Annotated in this window: 14 protein-coding genes; 7 read left to right on the forward strand and 7 right to left on the reverse strand. The window is 46.3% G+C overall.

Translation table 11 applies throughout. The features are described 5' to 3' along the window. Positions 1-55: 55 nt before the first annotated feature. The 4 genes from BCT11_RS12340 to aspS form a co-directional block, all read right to left on the reverse strand. Positions 56-1,507 (reverse strand): methyl-accepting chemotaxis protein, encoded by a 1,452-nt coding sequence (locus BCT11_RS12340; RefSeq protein ID WP_102388442.1) that lies wholly within the window; start codon positions 1,505-1,507, stop codon positions 56-58. A 122-nt stretch (positions 1,508-1,629) separates the two neighbouring features. Next, positions 1,630-2,151 (reverse strand): crossover junction endodeoxyribonuclease RuvC, encoded by a 522-nt coding sequence (gene ruvC / locus BCT11_RS12345; protein ID WP_005426231.1) that lies wholly within the window; start codon positions 2,149-2,151, stop codon positions 1,630-1,632. Positions 2,152-2,250: 99 nt separating this feature from the next. Then, positions 2,251-2,997 carry a YebC/PmpR family DNA-binding transcriptional regulator gene (locus BCT11_RS12350; RefSeq protein WP_038866794.1) on the reverse strand — a complete coding sequence of 249 codons (747 nt, stop codon included), beginning with the start codon at positions 2,995-2,997 and terminating at the stop codon, positions 2,251-2,253. Between the two features lie 144 nt (positions 2,998-3,141). Further along, positions 3,142-4,920: an aspartate--tRNA ligase gene (aspS, locus tag BCT11_RS12355; RefSeq protein WP_102388443.1), complete on the reverse strand. Its 1,779-nt coding sequence runs from the start codon at positions 4,918-4,920 to the stop codon at positions 3,142-3,144. Positions 4,921-5,192: 272 nt separating this feature from the next. On the opposite strand from aspS, the gene BCT11_RS12360 reads away from it, so the two are divergent. The 7 genes from BCT11_RS12360 to BCT11_RS12395 all read left to right on the forward strand — a co-directional run bounded on the left by BCT11_RS12360 (position 5,193) and on the right by BCT11_RS12395 (position 11,758). Next, complete coding sequence (locus BCT11_RS12360) at positions 5,193-6,059, forward strand: DUF72 domain-containing protein (protein ID WP_102388444.1); 867 nt, start codon at positions 5,193-5,195, stop codon at positions 6,057-6,059. 104 nt (positions 6,060-6,163) lie between these two features. Continuing rightward, positions 6,164-6,901, forward strand: a complete 738-nt coding sequence (gene cmoA / locus BCT11_RS12365) for a carboxy-S-adenosyl-L-methionine synthase CmoA (RefSeq protein WP_102388445.1) — start codon at positions 6,164-6,166, stop codon at positions 6,899-6,901. 77 nt (positions 6,902-6,978) lie between these two features. Next, positions 6,979-7,950: a tRNA 5-methoxyuridine(34)/uridine 5-oxyacetic acid(34) synthase CmoB gene (cmoB, locus tag BCT11_RS12370; RefSeq protein WP_102388446.1), complete on the forward strand. Its 972-nt coding sequence runs from the start codon at positions 6,979-6,981 to the stop codon at positions 7,948-7,950. Between the two features lie 219 nt (positions 7,951-8,169). Continuing rightward, positions 8,170-8,916, forward strand: a complete 747-nt coding sequence (locus BCT11_RS12380; RefSeq protein WP_038866788.1) for an ATP-dependent zinc protease — start codon at positions 8,170-8,172, stop codon at positions 8,914-8,916. A gap of 11 nt (positions 8,917-8,927) precedes the next feature. Further along, the gene (locus BCT11_RS12385) at positions 8,928-10,433 is read left to right on the forward strand and encodes an inactive transglutaminase family protein (protein WP_102388447.1); all 1,506 of its coding nucleotides are present in this window, start codon (positions 8,928-8,930) and stop codon (positions 10,431-10,433) included. A gap of 3 nt (positions 10,434-10,436) precedes the next feature. Continuing rightward, positions 10,437-11,405, forward strand: a complete 969-nt coding sequence (locus BCT11_RS12390) for an alpha-L-glutamate ligase-like protein (protein WP_038866784.1) — start codon at positions 10,437-10,439, stop codon at positions 11,403-11,405. 125 nt (positions 11,406-11,530) lie between these two features. Next, entirely contained in the window at positions 11,531-11,758 is a 228-nt protein-coding gene (locus tag BCT11_RS12395; protein WP_167391135.1) for a hypothetical protein, read from the forward strand. Between the two features lie 89 nt (positions 11,759-11,847). On the opposite strand, the gene BCT11_RS12400 is transcribed toward BCT11_RS12395, so the two are convergent. The 3 genes from BCT11_RS12400 to BCT11_RS12410 all read right to left on the reverse strand — a co-directional run bounded on the left by BCT11_RS12400 (position 11,848) and on the right by BCT11_RS12410 (position 16,612). Then, the gene (locus tag BCT11_RS12400; protein WP_102388449.1) at positions 11,848-13,488 is read right to left on the reverse strand and encodes a GMC family oxidoreductase N-terminal domain-containing protein; all 1,641 of its coding nucleotides are present in this window, start codon (positions 13,486-13,488) and stop codon (positions 11,848-11,850) included. Next, a complete protein-coding gene (locus BCT11_RS12405) occupies positions 13,475-15,040 on the reverse strand; it encodes a long-chain fatty acid--CoA ligase (protein ID WP_061035591.1) in 1,566 nt (521 codons plus the stop codon). The genes BCT11_RS12400 and BCT11_RS12405 overlap by 14 nt, the downstream gene beginning before the upstream one ends. Before the next feature lie 81 nt (positions 15,041-15,121). Beyond that, a complete protein-coding gene (locus BCT11_RS12410) occupies positions 15,122-16,612 on the reverse strand; it encodes a coniferyl aldehyde dehydrogenase (protein WP_102388450.1) in 1,491 nt (496 codons plus the stop codon). Positions 16,613-16,660 lie beyond the last annotated feature (48 nt).

Genomic DNA, 16,660 nt, shown 5'->3' on the forward strand with positions numbered 1-16,660 from the left:
TTTGCGACAGGATAATAAAGAACTGGATAGACATCCAGTCCTTTATGCCGTTCGGTTAGATTTTTGAGACAACTTGATCAAGTTGTTGAGTCAGGTTTCTTACGGTGACGACTTGGCTACTGAGCTCAGTGCCATATTGAGCGACAGTTTCAGCAATGGTCTTGGTGTTCACTACGCCGTTAGCGACTTCGCTACTGGCTTCATCAAGCTCTTTTAATGCGGTCATTTGCGTCGCCATGATGCCAGAAAGACTCTGCACATCATGAGAAATTGTGGTCACTTGCTGGATGATGGTATTCATTCGTTCTGTGCTTGAAGTAACAACATTCTGCCCGTGTTTCACCTCTTGCTCGCTGCGATCAAGCAAGTTACGAATCTCGATTGCGGATTGACTACTCTTTGCAGAAAGCTCTCTCACTTGGTCCGCGACCACTGCAAAGCCTCTGCCCTGCTCTCCCGCTCGCGCCGCCTCAATAGCCGCATTCAGTGCCAATAAATTGGTTTGCTCTGCGACCGACGTAATTAAGTCCGCCACTTTCATGATGTCTTCATGGCTGGTAATGATCTGGCTGATCGCTTGTGTAGAGTCTTCGAGCAACTCAGAGCTTTTCTCAGCTTGTTGATGAACGTCTTCACTCTTCTCACGAAGCTCTTCAACAAACTTGCTTGACGTTTCAATCCCCGTCGCCATGTGGTGTACTTGCTGACTCATTTGCTCAGCCGCACTGGCTTGAGACTCACTGTTGATATTGAGAGCATTGACTTGAGCACCTAATAGCGAAGATTGTTCATCCAACACTTGCGAAACTTGTTTAAGCTCCGCCGAATTTTGATTAGCTTGCTCTAGTACCTCTCCTAGCCGTAACTCCCCCTCTGTCGCCTTTTGCGCCACCAACTCACTTTCTGCTTTGGCTTTCTCTGCACTTTCAATCGCGATGTCTCGCTGCTTGGCGGTAAAGGCTTGCGCAATACAAATCACCACCAGCGGTAACACGGTGCCTGACCATATTTCCACGCGCTGCGCAGATTCAGACAACACGAGTTGGGGAAAACCAAAACCAGACACATGCTGATACGTCATTACTGCAGAAACCGCGATGACTAATGCACTCCATGAGATCGCCATGATACGAGTGCCAGATAAAAAGAAAGCGACGACTAACAAAGGCACCCAGTAAGTTTGGGTTGAATCGACCACGCCACCACTTTGATAAATGATGTTGAGTGCATGCACTGACATGCCTACAAACCCCAGATTGAGCGACAATGCTGGTCGTTTGAACCATCTCAGGCTGAAGGCGGATATCAGTTCGAGTGCGATTAAGAGTACTGAGGTGAAGATTAAGCTTTCATGCCCATGTTTAGACCATTTGATCAGGCTGTAGATCCCGACGAGAAAAGCGATGAAGGTAAATAGCGATAGGATGTCTGCTTGACGTTGTTGTGTTCTTGTCCATTGAGTTTGGCGCGGCATAAATGCACTGCGCCACAGCGTGGCTGGATTCATGTTCAATCTTCCTTGATTGATTTCTTATTAGACCTCTGACCACTATAATTTTGTAACATTTTCTCAACAAATCCAATCCTTAAATCTGTCTGAGATGTCTCATTTTTAATACGAGAACACGCTTAACGGTAACGACCTTTTCTTGCGCTGGTTGCTTTGCCTGCGAGCGCCACCAGCGTCTTATTGGTGTTAGCGTGACAAATAGCAACACCCAACGCATCGGCAGCATCGGCTTGAGGCTTGGCTGGCAATTTAAGCATGTGTTGAACCATATGTTGAACCTGAACTTTATCTGCACCACCTGTGCCCGTTACCGCTTGTTTAATAAGACGAGCCGCGTACTCATGCACCGGAAGATCCGCATTCACAGCCGCCACAATTGCGCTACCACGCGCCTGCCCTAGCTTTAGTGCAGAATCAGCGTTCTTCGCCATAAACACTTGTTCGATGGCAAACACATCCGGTTGAAACTGGGTGATGATTTCCGTCACGCCTGCGTAGATTTGCTTGAGACGACCTGGCAACTCTTTTTCAGAAGTACGAATACAGCCGCTGCCTAGATATTGTAGATGACGTCCCTGCTGACGAATCACACCGTAACCCGTAATGCGAGAGCCTGGGTCAATACCCAAAATAATTGACATGAATTTTCCTAAGAAAGCAGATCAAGAACGATCTCTATCTCGTTATTATAATTAATGAAAATAAATGGGAACAGAACGCTCTGTCCCCATTGAGTAATCTTATTCTAATGTGGCTGCCACTTCGTCAGAAATGTCACCGTTGTGATACACCTCTTGAACATCATCCAAGTCTTCTAACGCATCAATCAGACGTAGAAGCTTAGGGGCAGTATCCACGTCCAATTCTGCTTTCGTTGATGGGATTAATGATACTTCAGCATTGTCAGCCTCAAAGCCTGCTGCATCCAAGGCATCTTTGACGCTACCGAAATCAGCTGGTGCCGTGTACACATCAATAGAACCGTCTTCGGATGTTTCGATATCATCGGCGCCGCTCTCAAGCGCCACTTCCATCACTTCGTCTTCATCTAAGCCGGAGGCATAAGAAATCACACCTTTCTTATCGAACAGATAATTAACACTTCCATCTGTACCCAAATTACCGCCAGACTTCGAAAACGCGTGACGCACGCCAGAAACCGTTCGATTGCGATTGTCCGTCATGCATTCAACCATTACGGCGGTGCCACCTGGACCATACCCTTCGTAGATGACGGTTTCCATGTTGTCATCGCCTTCACCACCAGCACCACGACTGACCGCACGGTTCACCGTGTCTCGCGTCATGTTGTTAGAAAGTGCTTTATCGATAGCAGCTCGTAACCGAGGGTTATTGTCAGCTTCTCCGCCACCCTCTTTCGCGGCGACGACAATTTCACGAATTAACTTGGTAAAGATTTTGCCACGTTTGGCATCTTGCGCAGCTTTACGGTGACGAATATTCGCCCATTTACTATGACCTGCCATGATTCACCTTTTAATTTATTTTGACGTTAATGCTCAGCTTTGATTGCTCAATAACGTTACTTGGGAAAGTGCTCGGAATAATTCTTGGGTTCATTAAAACAAAAACTCCCGCAAATGCGGGAGTTTTCTTTAAATGTTGTGCGCTTATTCTGCGTCTTTTTCTTTCGCAACAGTCACTGCAATTGCTAGCTCTTCTAGAGCCGCTGGGTTTGCAAGGCTCGGTGCGTCTGTTAGTAGACACGCCGCTGCTGTTGTTTTAGGGAATGCGATAACATCACGGATGTTCTCAGTACCACATAGCAGCATTACTAGACGGTCTAGACCGAATGCAAGACCCGCGTGAGGTGGCGTACCAAATTTCAGCGCTTCCAATAGGAAACCAAACTTCAGTTTTTGCTCGTCTGCATCAATACCTAGGATATCGAATACCGCTGCTTGCATTTCTGCGTTGTGAATACGTACAGAACCACCGCCCACTTCGTAGCCGTTTAGAACCATGTCGTATGCGTTTGAGTTCGCTACTGCTGGGTTCGCTTTTAGCTCTTCCGCAGTCACACCTAGAGGTGATGTGAATGGGTGGTGCATTGCGTGCAGGTTGCCTTCGTCGTCTTCTTCGAACATTGGGAAGTCAACAACCCAAAGTGGAGCCCAAGTGCCTTCTTTAGTTAGGCCTAGGTCTTTACCAAGTTTAAGACGAAGTGCACCTAGTGCTTCAGCAACGATGTTAGCTTTGTCTGCACCGAATAGGATGATATCGCCAGATTCCGCTTGAGTGCGGTCTAGAATACCGTTGATCACGTCTTCACTTAGGAATTTAGCTACTGGAGATTGGATACCTTCCATGCCTGCTGCACGGTCGTTAACCTTCATCCATGCTAGACCTTTCGCACCGTAGATACCTACAAATTCTGCGTAACCGTCGATTTGCTTACGAGTAAGCTCAGCACCACCTGGTACACGGATAACTGCAACGCGACCTTTCTCGTCGTTTGCTGGACCAGAGAATACTTTGAATTCAACGTCTTTTACTAGGTCTGCAACGTCTACTAGTTCTATTGGGTTACGTAGGTCTGGTTTGTCAGAACCGAAACGACGAATCGCTTCGCTGAACGGCATTACCGGGAACTCACCTAGGTCAACGTTCAGTAGCTCTTGCCACATTTCACGAACCATTTTCTCAGTCGTTGCACGAACTTGGTCAGCCGTCATGAATGACGTTTCGATATCGATCTGAGTGAATTCTGGTTGACGGTCAGCACGCAAGTCTTCATCACGGAAACACTTAACGATTTGGTAGTAACGGTCAAAACCAGACATCATAAGAAGCTGTTTGAATAGCTGTGGAGACTGAGGAAGCGCGTAGAAGCTGCCTTTGTGAACACGGCTAGGTACTAGGTAGTCACGAGCGCCTTCTGGTGTCGCTTTTGTTAGTACTGGTGTTTCGATATCTAGGAAGCCGTTGTCATCTAGGAAACGACGAACAAAGCTAGACGCTTTAGCACGTAGCTTGATGCGGTCACTCATTTCTGGACGACGTAGATCTAGGTAACGGTACTTCAGACGTTGCTCTTCAGAGTTCTTTTGATTGAAGTCTAGAGGCAGAACGTCAGAACGGTTGATGATTTCAAGACCTTTCGCAAGGATCTCAACTTCACCTGTTGCCATGTCTTTGTTTACTTGGCTTTCTGGACGAACGCGAACTTCACCAGTTAGCTTGATACAGAATTCATTACGAAGTGTGTTAGCCACTTCATACGCATCTGCCATATCTGGATCAACAACTACCTGAACGATACCTTCGCGATCTCGCATATCGATAAAAATAAGACCGCCTAAATCACGACGACGGTTAACCCAGCCGCAAAGTTCTACAGTTTGTCCTGCAAGGGACTTGTTCAGGTGACCACAGTAATGGGTACGCATAATGAAATTCCCAATCTCTCAAATATTGTTAACTACGCTCTGTCAGCCTCATTGCCGAGCAGAGTAAAGATCCATTTATACGCTGAAAGCCTATGAAAATCGACTACTCAACATACAATTAAGTGTGTTTTATCATTCATTGGTGGTTTTTAGTACAACAAATGTTCAAAAGCGCACCAAAGCGAAAAAATTGGTGGGGATTATAGCGTGAAATTACCCATTTCAGCAAAACTCTCGTAAAGTGGGCTCAGGAAAAAACGTAAAGCAGATATATGGATAATTTACCCCTTCGACTTGGATTGACCATGTGGTCGCACAACCAATGGCAACAAAGCTTTTATGGCAGCGGAACCAAGCCCGCAGAGCGACTCGAAAAGTACGCGCAGGTGTTCCATACCGTAGAGGGCAACACCACCTTTTATGCCACACCGACGCTCAACACGGTGCAAAACTGGAAAGCCGCGACTCACGACAATTTCAAATTCACCTTTAAGTTGCCAAAAGCCATTACTCACGAGCAGATGCTCAGAGGTTGCGACGAGCAGTTACGTGACTTTATGAAGGTAATGGAACCGCTTCATGAACGTGTTGGGCAATGGACGATTCAGCTCCCTGCTGCATTTGGTCCAGAACACCTCAATAGATTAAAGAAGTTCTGTGCCAGCTTTCCGCCGAATTTCCCACTTGGAGTTGAAGTTCGTCATATGGCGTTTTTCTCCAAAGGTGAAGAAGAACGTGCGTTGAATCAGTGGCTGTTAGAGAGCGGCATTGACCGCATTATTATGGACAGCCGCCCTGTATTCGCCGCGCAGCCGACGACTGAAGCTGTAATCGATGCCCACCAGAAAAAGCCTCGCGTTCCGGTTCATGCAATCGCAACCGCCAAGCACCCGATGATTCGTTTTATCGGTCATCCAGACATGGACGACAACCTGCGCTTTTTCGAACCTTGGCTGACGAAACTGCCGATGTGGATTGAACAAGGCATTCAACCGTACTTGATGATTCACACGCCAGATAACGTCTTAGCACCAGAACTGGCTGAAAAGCTTTATAAGCAGCTACAACTTAAGCTCTCTTTACCAAACTTGTCTGTATTTCCTGCCAACGATGGCAACTCGCAAATACAAATGTTTTAGACAAGCTTATAATTAAGCAAATGACAGAGGCGCGAATTTCCCATAAAATACGCGCCTTTTTTGATGCCTGACATTTCAGGCGGCTTGTATGCAGAGATTTGGTTATGAACCCTAAGAGCAATCCAGATACTATTTTTTCGGCTCCAATCGATAAAATTGGGGATTTCACGTTCGATGAACGCGTAGCGGAAGTTTTCCCTGACATGATTCAACGATCGGTGCCGGGTTACAGCAACATCATTTCTGCAATTGGTATGCTGGCAGAGCGTTTTGTTAAGCCTCACTCAAACATCTACGATCTTGGTTGTTCTTTGGGTGCTGCTACGCTGTCTATGCGTCGTCATATCAAACAAGAAGGTTGCCAAATCATTGCAGTGGACAACTCTCCTGCGATGGTTGAGCGCTGTAAGCTTCATGTAAACGCCTACCGAAGTGACACGCCAGTTGATGTGGTAGAGGCGGATATCCGCGATATTGAAATCGAAAACGCGTCGGTTGTGGTATTGAACTTCACACTGCAATTCCTTTCTCCAGAAGACCGCTATGCGCTATTGGAGAAAATCTACGCGGGTTTGCGCCCAGGTGGCATTTTGATTCTGTCTGAGAAGTTTGTGTTTGAAGATGAAGTATCCAATGAGCTACTGATCGATCTTCATCACGACTTTAAACGTGCGAACGGCTACAGTGAGCTGGAAATCAGCCAGAAGCGCAGCGCAATTGAAAACGTGATGCGCCCTGATTCGAAGAAAGATCATAAAGAGCGTTTCGCGAAAATTGGTTTCTCAAGCTACGACGTTTGGTTCCAGTGCTTTAACTTCGGTTCGATGTTTGCGATTAAATAGCGAGAAGCGAGAAGCGAGAAAGTCTTAACGTTTCGCATTTAGTGTCAATTTTTTAATTTATTACTCAGTGAAAAACTATGTTTAATTTTGCTAATTTTTATCAGTTAATCGCTCAAGACACTCGTCTTCAGCCGTGGCTAAACGTATTACCTCAACAGTTAACAGATTGGCAAAATGCTGAGCACGGTGACTTTGGTCGTTGGCTAAAAGCGCTGAACAAGATCCCACAAGGTGCACCAAACCAAGTGGACATCAAAAACTCAGTAACCATCAGCAACGATACGCCTTTTCATGAAGGTGAGCTGAAAAAGCTAGAAAGCCTGCTGCGTACGTTCCACCCGTGGCGCAAAGGTCCATACACAGTGCACGGTATTCATATCGATACTGAATGGCGCAGTGACTGGAAATGGGATCGTGTTCTACCGCACATCTCACCTCTGAAAAACCGCAGCGTATTAGATGTGGGTTGTGGTAACGGTTACCACATGTGGCGCATGCTGGGTGAAGGTGCACGCCTAACGGTTGGTATCGACCCTTCTCACCTGTTCCTAATTCAGTTCGAAGCGATTCGTAAGTTGATGGGCGATGACCAACGTGCTCACCTCCTTCCATTAGGTATTGAGCAACTACCTAAGCTAGAAGCGTTCGATACCGTATTCAGCATGGGCGTTCTTTACCACCGCCGCTCCCCACTGGATCACTTGGTGCAACTGAAAGACCAGTTAGTGGCAGGCGGTGAGCTTGTACTAGAGACACTAGTGATTGAAGGCGATGAGAACGCAGTATTGGTTCCGACTTCTCGTTACGCGCAAATGCGTAATGTGTATTTCTTCCCTTCAGCGAAAGCACTAAAAGTTTGGCTAGAACTGGTTGGCTTTAAAGGCGTTCGTATCGTAGATGAGAATGTAACGTCAGTCGGAGAACAACGTACTACTGACTGGATGACACATAACTCACTGCCTGACTACCTTGATCCAAACGACCCAACGAAAACCGTTGAAGGCTACCCTGCCCCTCGTCGTGCGGTACTTGTCGCAACTAAGCCATAATTAACTGAGATTTCTGACATTGTCTTAACTCACTCCTTCCTTTAAGACATTAACCTCTCTTCAATCTAATTAAGGATGCATATTGTGTCCTTAATTTCTGGCTTTTCGTCACTATTCCTCACTCTGTAAGAGACTGCGAGAGATTCTTACTTGTGAGCCTTTGGCGATAACGCTAAACTCTTAAAAAACAAACAACTTAATCCAATCCCAAGGTTTTCAATGTTTATACGATTGACTCCGGTTGTTGCAATCGCCCTATTGTCAGGATGTACCCTTACAAAAGGCGAACAGTACCACCAAGAAACGTTAGCCGCTATTCAAGCTTCAGAGACGAATTTCAATACTCGCGTTACCAACTTAGAGCTTCAACTTAGTAACCAATCGGATTACATCGAAAGTTTAGAAGGCCAAGTGGATAAGTTAAATGGCGAACTCAATACCTTCCGTAAAGAAGCGATGGACGAAGTAAGAAAGCCGAAAGAGCCTATTATCGTTCAAGCTCCTGCGCCTGTTCAGGCGACTCCTACTCATGACATTGTCCTGGGCTCCATAGAGCGAGTGACTATTGACTCCATCAAACAAACTTTCGATGCACGTGTCGATACTGGCGCAGCAACGTCTTCATTAAATGCAGTCGATATTGAAGAATTCGAAAGAAATGGCAAAAACTGGGTGCGTTTCCATCTTGCTGACAATACCAAGTCAGATGAAGAGAAAGACATTTGGATTGAAGCGCCAATTATTCGCTACGTGAAAATCCGTCAAGCAACCACTGAAGAACTAGAGCGTCGAGCTGTTGTTGAACTTTGGGTGCGCGTTGGAAAAATTCATGAAAAAGCGCAATTTACGTTGGCAGATCGTTCTCAAATGAACCATCCTGTGTTACTAGGAAGAGAGTTTATGCGCGACATCGCACTCGTTGATGTGAGCCGTAAATACGTTCAAACGGAAGAAGATAAAAAATAATAAGGTAGATTATGACGTCCAGAATACCGTTTTACCTGTCAATCATCCTGTTGGTGATTGCAGGCATCGCTTTGAGTGTTTTCAGACATCAGAATTACGGCGTACCTTGGACTCCAGGTGAAACACGTCAAATTTGGGATGTTGAAGCCCGTATCGAATTTAATGCGAATGGCAACGAAGTAAAAGCTTCTCTTGCTGCGCCGCATACTCAAAATGGTTACACCCTGATTGGTGAATCAGCATCGTCTCCAGGTTACGGCGTTTCTTACGTCAACTCAGACTCTGGTCGTCGTGCAGAATGGTCAATCCGTCAAGCAAGTGGCCCACAAACTATTTACTACAAAGCCCAGTTCTTAGTTGACCCACAAGCAAAAGTGGATGAACAGCCACCTGCAGGTGAAATCACAAAACCTACCCTTTCAGCGCCGCAACAAGCCGCCGCAAATGCATTGATTGAACGTGCAATGAGCCGCTCAGCAGACAATGTCACCTTTGCTCGCGAACTGATCAAAACGCTAAACGATCCAGACAGCCAAAACTCAGCGCTGATTCTTAATGACTTTGATCGTACCGATGCATTACACAAGATCCTACTTACTGCAGATGTGCAAAGCAAAATCGTTGGTGTAATCGAATTAGAAGACGGCCGCCGTCGTCAAGCTATTCAGCCTATGGTTCAGGTATGGTCGGGGGAAGAATGGGTTCTATTCTCGCCAAATTCAGAGCAAGCCGCAGCACAACCTAACCTTCTCGTATGGGATGAATCAAACGTTTCCCTACTTGACTTAGTTGGCGGTAAAAACAGCCAAGTTCACTTCTCTATGATTAAGCAGGAAGTGACTCCACAGCAAGCCACTGACAATAAAGTGGAAGCGGATGGCCTACTCAACCTTTCTATCCATAGTTTGCCACTTGAAGAGCAAGCCATGTTTAAGACCATCATGTTGATCCCAATCGGCGCACTGATTGTTGTGTTCCTGCGTGTCATCATCGGTCTGAAAACTTCGGGTACCTTCATGCCAGTATTGATTGCGGTTGCCTTTGTTCAAACGCAACTGGTAACTGGTATTGTCGGCTTCCTATTAATTGTCGGTACTGGCTTGATAATACGAAGTTACCTCTCGAGGCTTAACTTACTTCTGGTTGCAAGGATATCCGCCGTAATCATAACCGTAATTATGATCATCTCGGTCTTCACCGTAGTCGCATTCAAGATTGGCCTAACAGAAGGTCTAACAATTACGTTCTTCCCTATGATCATCTTGTCATGGACGATCGAACGTATGTCGATTCTATGGGAAGAAGAAGGTGCGAAAGAAGTAGTTCTTCAAGGTGGTGGTTCACTACTAACCGCTGTCTTGGTTTACCTAGCGATGACGAACGTTTATATCCAACACTTAACGTTTAACTTCATTGGCCTACAACTGATTGTTCTTGCAGGCATCCTATTACTAGGTACTTACACAGGCTACCGTCTAACAGAGCTACGTCGATTTAAGCCACTAGCGGAGGACTAAACGATGTTTGAACGTTTCACTTCGCCAGCAAAGCTTCGCCATAAAGGCATTATGGGGATGAACAAGCGTAACCATAGCTATATTGGTCGCTACAATGATCGCTCAAAATACCCGTTGGTGGATGACAAGCTAAAGACAAAAATCATTGCTGAAGCAGCAGGTGCGACAGTGCCTGCTCTTATCGGCGTGATTGACAGCCAAGCTGAAGTCAAAAAGATCCACAAGATGGTATTGGACTGGCCAGGTTTTGTAATCAAGCCAGCGCAAGGAAGTGGTGGTAAGGGTATCCTTGTTATCACTTCGCACAAAGATGGCGTTTACACCAAGCCATCTGGTGCAACCATCAATAAAGAGGATGTGGAACGCCATATCAGTAACGCACTGGCTGGTCTGTTTTCTCTAGGTGGTAAGAATGACGTTGCAGTCGTAGAAAACCTAATCAAGTTCGATGACTGTTTTGATGGTTTCAGTTACGAAGGCGTGCCTGACGTTCGTATTATCGTCTTTAAAGGCTACCCAGTGATGGCAATGATGCGCTGCTCTACTGCAGCCTCAGATGGCAAGGCCAACCTTCACCAAGGTGCAGTAGGCGTTGGTATTGATATTGCGACAGGCAAAGCCATTCGTGCGGTGCAATTTGACCAACCTGTTACGCATCACCCAGATACTGGCAAAGATCTATCAACCCTACAAGTACCTCATTGGGAGCGCTTATTAGAGCTTGCATCGAGTGCGTGGGAAATGACAGGACTTGGTTACATGGGTACTGACATGGTGTTGGACAAAGAAGAAGGACCAATGGTGTTGGAGTTGAACGCTCGTCCGGGTTTGGCTATTCAAATCGCCAACGGCGCGGGCTTGCTACCTCGTTTAAAACACATTGAAAACCTTGGTATGCCGGCCGAATATCCAAAACCAAAAGAGCGCGTTGCTTACGCTGCTGAACAGTTTGGTTCTAAATCTCAGTTCTAACCTCTTTGCTAGCAGCTATTAACGTAGCTGCTAGCTAACCTTTCATATTTGAGCTCTATCGCTCGCTTTCTAAGTAATTCATCACTTCTATCACTGCAATCGATGATCCAGCTAACAGATTACACATGGATCGTTTCTTTTTTTCTCATACTTTTGCTTATCATGTCGTCTCCCCCTTACTCAACTCAAGAGGTTGGGCGATGCTAACAAAAGAAATTAATAACAATGAAACACCGCTTGTTGAACAAGAGAACTTTGATAAACATTTACAACGTTTGTCGGAAATCTCTGTCCAAGCACTTGATGAGCTTGCTGAAATGATCGAAACCGGAAACGACTTTTCAGAAGAATAGCACTTACCTTTTCGCCTTTAAGTGCCTGCTAATAAGCCGAGACTGTTGTCCTACAGCCTCGGCTTATTTTATTTTTTGAAGGGTGTAACTTATATCGAAGCGGTGACTTGCTTCTCAATACTCTCATCTAAGCGATAACTAGCTTTGATGGTATCTGCCACTTTCTCCGCGATCATAATGGTTGGCGCATTGGTATTCCCGCCCACTAGCGTCGGCATAATCGACGCGTCGACAACTCTTAGTGCCTCTAATCCATAAACCTTAAGATTGCTATCTACCACAGCGAAAGGATCGTTCGCTATACCCATTTTGCAGGAGCCTACGGGATGATATTGGGTATCCGCTCGATTACGAATATCTTGCTCGATGGCTTTCTCATCGTTCGCATCCACAGGATAAAAGCTGGCCCCGCGTATGTCATCAAACGCTTGGCTTTCCAGCATTTGGTGTTGCTTCTTCCAGCCTTTAATCATGATTTCCATGTCTTCAGGGTGACTGAAAAAAGCAGGATCAATCTTTGGTACATCATAAGGGTTTGCACTGTTTAGCTTAACCGTCCCAATACTTTTCGGTCGAAGTAAAGTCACATGCGAACTAAACCCATGACTAGCGTGGATCTTACGAGCGTGATCGTCAACCACCGCCACCACAAAGACAAACTCTAGATCGGGCACGTCGACATCATCACCTGAACGCAAGAACCCTATACCTTCTGCAAAATTACTGGTCATTTTCCCACTACGTGTTTTCATCCACTGTGGTAAAGCCTTAGTCATTTCGGATGCCATTTTGAGTGATACACCAAACGTATCTCGCTTCGCGCTGCTCCGGTAAGTATGAACCAAATCAATATGATCCTGCAGATTCTCCCCGACACCGGGCAATTCATGGATTTGCTCGATTCCGTGGGATTCTAATTCTTTCTTTGCCCCCACACCTGAAAGCATCAGGATCTGCGGAGAGCCAAACGCCCCAGCTGAAAGAATCACTTCTTTCGTGCATTTGATCTGAAAGCTCTGTCCTTTCAGACCATACTCAACTCCAACAGCTCGATTTCCTTCAAACAACACTTTATGAGTCGTCGCTTTGGTCAAGACAGTCAGATTAGGTCGGTTCAGGTTTGGAGTCAGATAGGCTTTTGCGGCGCTGCATCGCTCCCCATTACGCTGCGTTACTTGGGTTGGCATAGCACCAAACTGGTCGGCTCCGTTGATATCGTGATTACGAGGTATACCTATCGACTCACAGGCGGTTAAATAACGCTCAAGAACATCACTTGGCGAGCGTAAGTTCGCGACGTTCAGTGGCCCACCTTGTCCATGATAATCATCTTGGTGAACTTCGTTATTTTCTGCTTTCTTGAAATACGGTAAGCAATCGTCATAACTCCAACCTTCGTTGCCAAGACTGGCCCAAAGATCGTAATCATATTGATGCCCTCTGGCGTACATCATCGCATTGATAGAACTCGAGCCACCTAAAGTTTTTCCTCTTGGTTGGTAGCCTTTGCGGCCATTCAGTCCAGCTTGAGGAACCGTTTCAAACCCCCAGTTGTTTATCTTGGTCGGCATCATTGCCACTACACCCACTGGCGTATGAATAAAAGGGCTCGAATCGATACCACCCGCCTCCAACAAACACACGGTGACATCAGGGTCCTCGGTGAGTCGAGACGCTAAAACACAACCCGCAGAACCACCACCGACTACAATAAAATCATAACTGTCCATCTTCGACCTCCGCGACATCTAAAGGATGAAGCTCCCGTTTAAGGATCTTCCCCGTTGCCGTCATAGGCAGTGCTTTGCGAATGAAGACACGACGTGGGTATTTGTAATCAGCAAGTTGCTCTCTACACCAAGTAATCAAAGTATGACTATCCGTTTTTGCATCTTGATGAAGCACAACATGCGCATGTACCTCTTCACCAAGGCGGTCATCGTGTTCACCGACAACAGCGACCATTTCTACATCAGGATGACACATTAAGACTTCTTCTATTTCACGCGGATAGACGTTATAACCGCCTCGGATAATCATGTCTTTAACGCGGTCGACAATGAACAAGTTGCCGTGTTTATCCACTCGTCCAATATCGCCCGTTAAGAACCAACCATCGCGCAACGCCTCACGAGTTGCTTCTGGTCGTCCGTAATAGCCTTTCATTACACTTGGGCTTTTTATGCAGACTTCCCCTAATTCACCCACGGCTTGGGCGTGACCTTTTACGTCCGCAATCTTAATCACGTAGCCACATAATGGTTGTCCGACACTGCCTGGTAGTCGGTCTCCATCACTATGATTAAACGTGGCCACTGGTGCGGTTTCTGATAATCCATAACCCTCCAATACTGGCAGTTCAAAGCGTTGTTCAAATTGACGAATCACTTCTACAGGCATAGAAGCTCCACCAGACACTCCTATGCGAAGACTGTGCTTTACTAATTCGGAATGCTCCGGAGATTGCTCACCCGCTCTGAGTAATGCGATGTACATTGTAGGCACACCTGCAAACACGCTGACTTTATGCTGGATGATTTGTTCAATCACAAACTTTGGCTCAAAGCGCGGGATCAACACCATAGTAGAGCCTGTCAGCACACTGGCATTCATCATCACGGTCTGACCAAAACTGTGGAACAGAGGCAAGGTTGCCATAGTGGTATCACTGTATTCCAACCGCATCAGATATTGGGAAGACATAGCGTTCGTTAACATGTTGGTGTGAGATAACTCCGCCCCTTTCGGCTGACCGGTCGTGCCTGAGGTATAAAGAATAACGGCGGTATCGTCACCATTTCTGCTGATTGACTCGAATAGCTTATTGTCTTGCATAAGCCAAGCATCAACAGCGTGCTCTTCTTCTCTGCATCGTTCTGACAAAGAGATAAAGTGTTCGCACTGCTCAGCTTCAGAGAAACCGTGTCTACCGTAGCTTCCCATTGGCAGCTCTTCGCTTCCTTCAAAGCAGAAATACGCTTTTGCATCAGAGTCGTTGAGGTGGTAAGCAATCTCACGGCCTTTAAACAGCACATTCAAAGGAACTACGACACAGCCTGCTTTTAAAATCCCGTAATACACGATTGGGAAGTAAGTAATGTTTGGACAAGACAGTGCAACTTTGTCACCAACTTTTAGTCCAAGTCGATTTAGGTTCGTAGCAATATTGCCTGCAAATTTGTCGAGCAGTGCGTAGTTGATTTCATCATCGCCCATCCTGAGCGCAGCTTTTGAAGGAAAGAGCGCAGCACTGCGCTCCAGATTGACAGCAAGGTTGTGCATCCATGATCTCCTTTGGTCGCAAGGCAGCCAGCGAGCACTGGCTACTGAAGATTCTTTATGTAGAGAGGTAAGTATTGAGGGTTATGAGTGCTTGTTTAAATCTGGGTCGGGTTTGCCCGCAAACACTCGCAGTACCAGCTTCTGCACCATGTTGCCATATGGCGGTGCAAACAACTGAATCGGGAACCAATCGCGCATTTTTAGTACCGTGCGCGCATGGCTGAGTTCGCGAAAACCTTCTTCTCCATGGTAATTACCAATGCCGGAGTTACCCACGCCACCAAATGGCACTGAATGGTTGAGTACATGCCACCCCCAGTCGTTGATCGTGACACCACCACTATGGGTTTGAGTAAGCAAGATTTCGCGTTGCGCGGCATTATTGCTAAATAAGTAACATGCTAGCGGTCGTGGCCTCTCGATAATGTATTGAATTACCTCATCGAGAGAACGGTAAGTGTGAATAGGAAGAAGCGGGCCAAAGATTTCCTCTTGGCAAATACGCATTTCGGGTGTCAGGTTGGTAGCGATGTACAGCGGTGTTTTACGCCCTTCACCATAGTCGAGGCATTGAGTGATAGTCGCCCCTTTATCACGTGCATCCGCCAGTAGATCGTGGAATCGTTTGTGCTGGGCATCATCGACTAACGCGGTGTAATCCTGATTGGCTTTGATCTCTCCGTACATGGTTTGATGTGCGTGCTTTAACGCCTCAACAAACGCTGCTTGCTTACCTTCTGGTACAAACGCGTAATCTGGTGCGATACAAATTTGCCCTGAATTAAAACCTTTACCATGAGCAATGCGCTCTGCGGCTTTTGCAACGTCATAATCATCAAATACCACCACAGGGGATTTACCACCTAGCTCTAAGGTCACAGGCGTTAGATTCGCTGCCGCATTGGCCATGATGACTTTTCCGCTGGCTGGCGACCCAGTGAACACAAGGTGATCAAAAGGTAGATGAGAGATTTCCATCGCCTCTGGGTGGTTGCCATCCACAATACGAACTAAGTTCTCAGGGAATATTTCGCCTAACATACGACGCATTTGTCGAGTGGTTGCCGGGCAATTTGGTGGCATTTTAATCATGCAGCGATTACCCGCAGCCAACGCAGTGATCATAGGACCAATCGACAGATAAAGCGGGAAATTCCAAGGACAGATGATACCAACTACCCCTTTGGGTTGATAACGCACTTCCAGCTTATTGCCCTTGAATAACCACTCTGTTGGTCTTCGACTTGGCTTCATCCAACCTTTAAGGTGGCGAACAACATGGTTGATATCGAGGATAGGCGCAAGCACATCAGCCATAATGGACTCGGTGTGACTCCGGCCACCAAAATCTTCACTCATAGCGTCTGCCAAGACATCTTGATAACGGGACAACTGTTTCTTTAACGCCAAGAGTCGGTGCTTTCTCACCGCAAATGTCGCGTTCGGCTCAGCTTGGTATGCAGACTGTAATTCCGAGAACCACATGGTGAGCTCACCGACTAAAGGATCATTGGTTGCAAACGTGCCTTGTTCGCGTTGTATTTCCTTATTTTGCGTTGCCAGTACATTCATGTTTCTCTCCTACCGTGCATTTTATTCAATTACAACATTTTGATAACA

It is taken from the genome of Vibrio sp. 10N.222.52.B12, assembly GCF_002875385.1.
In the GTDB taxonomy this organism is placed as follows: Bacteria; Pseudomonadota; Gammaproteobacteria; order Enterobacterales; family Vibrionaceae; genus Vibrio; species Vibrio jasicida.

What these genes read in the sequence shown, in the direction of transcription:
- BCT11_RS12340 (WP_102388442.1), bottom strand. Translation starts at nt 1,507, where the DNA reads ATGAATCCAGCCACGCTGTGGCGCAGTGCATTTATGCCGCGCCAAACT.
- ruvC (WP_005426231.1), bottom strand. Translation starts at nt 2,151, where the DNA reads ATGTCAATTATTTTGGGTATTGACCCAGGCTCTCGCATTACGGGTTAC.
- BCT11_RS12350 (WP_038866794.1), bottom strand. Translation starts at nt 2,997, where the DNA reads ATGGCAGGTCATAGTAAATGGGCGAATATTCGTCACCGTAAAGCTGCG.
- aspS (WP_102388443.1), bottom strand. Translation starts at nt 4,920, where the DNA reads ATGCGTACCCATTACTGTGGTCACCTGAACAAGTCCCTTGCAGGACAA.
- BCT11_RS12360 (WP_102388444.1), top strand. Translation starts at nt 5,193, where the DNA reads ATGGATAATTTACCCCTTCGACTTGGATTGACCATGTGGTCGCACAAC.
- cmoA (WP_102388445.1), top strand. Translation starts at nt 6,164, where the DNA reads ATGAACCCTAAGAGCAATCCAGATACTATTTTTTCGGCTCCAATCGAT.
- cmoB (WP_102388446.1), top strand. Translation starts at nt 6,979, where the DNA reads ATGTTTAATTTTGCTAATTTTTATCAGTTAATCGCTCAAGACACTCGT.
- BCT11_RS12380 (WP_038866788.1), top strand. Translation starts at nt 8,170, where the DNA reads ATGTTTATACGATTGACTCCGGTTGTTGCAATCGCCCTATTGTCAGGA.
- BCT11_RS12385 (WP_102388447.1), top strand. Translation starts at nt 8,928, where the DNA reads ATGACGTCCAGAATACCGTTTTACCTGTCAATCATCCTGTTGGTGATT.
- BCT11_RS12390 (WP_038866784.1), top strand. Translation starts at nt 10,437, where the DNA reads ATGTTTGAACGTTTCACTTCGCCAGCAAAGCTTCGCCATAAAGGCATT.
- BCT11_RS12395 (WP_167391135.1), top strand. Translation starts at nt 11,531, where the DNA reads ATGGATCGTTTCTTTTTTTCTCATACTTTTGCTTATCATGTCGTCTCC.
- BCT11_RS12400 (WP_102388449.1), bottom strand. Translation starts at nt 13,488, where the DNA reads ATGGACAGTTATGATTTTATTGTAGTCGGTGGTGGTTCTGCGGGTTGT.
- BCT11_RS12405 (WP_061035591.1), bottom strand. Translation starts at nt 15,040, where the DNA reads ATGCACAACCTTGCTGTCAATCTGGAGCGCAGTGCTGCGCTCTTTCCT.
- BCT11_RS12410 (WP_102388450.1), bottom strand. Translation starts at nt 16,612, where the DNA reads ATGAATGTACTGGCAACGCAAAATAAGGAAATACAACGCGAACAAGGC.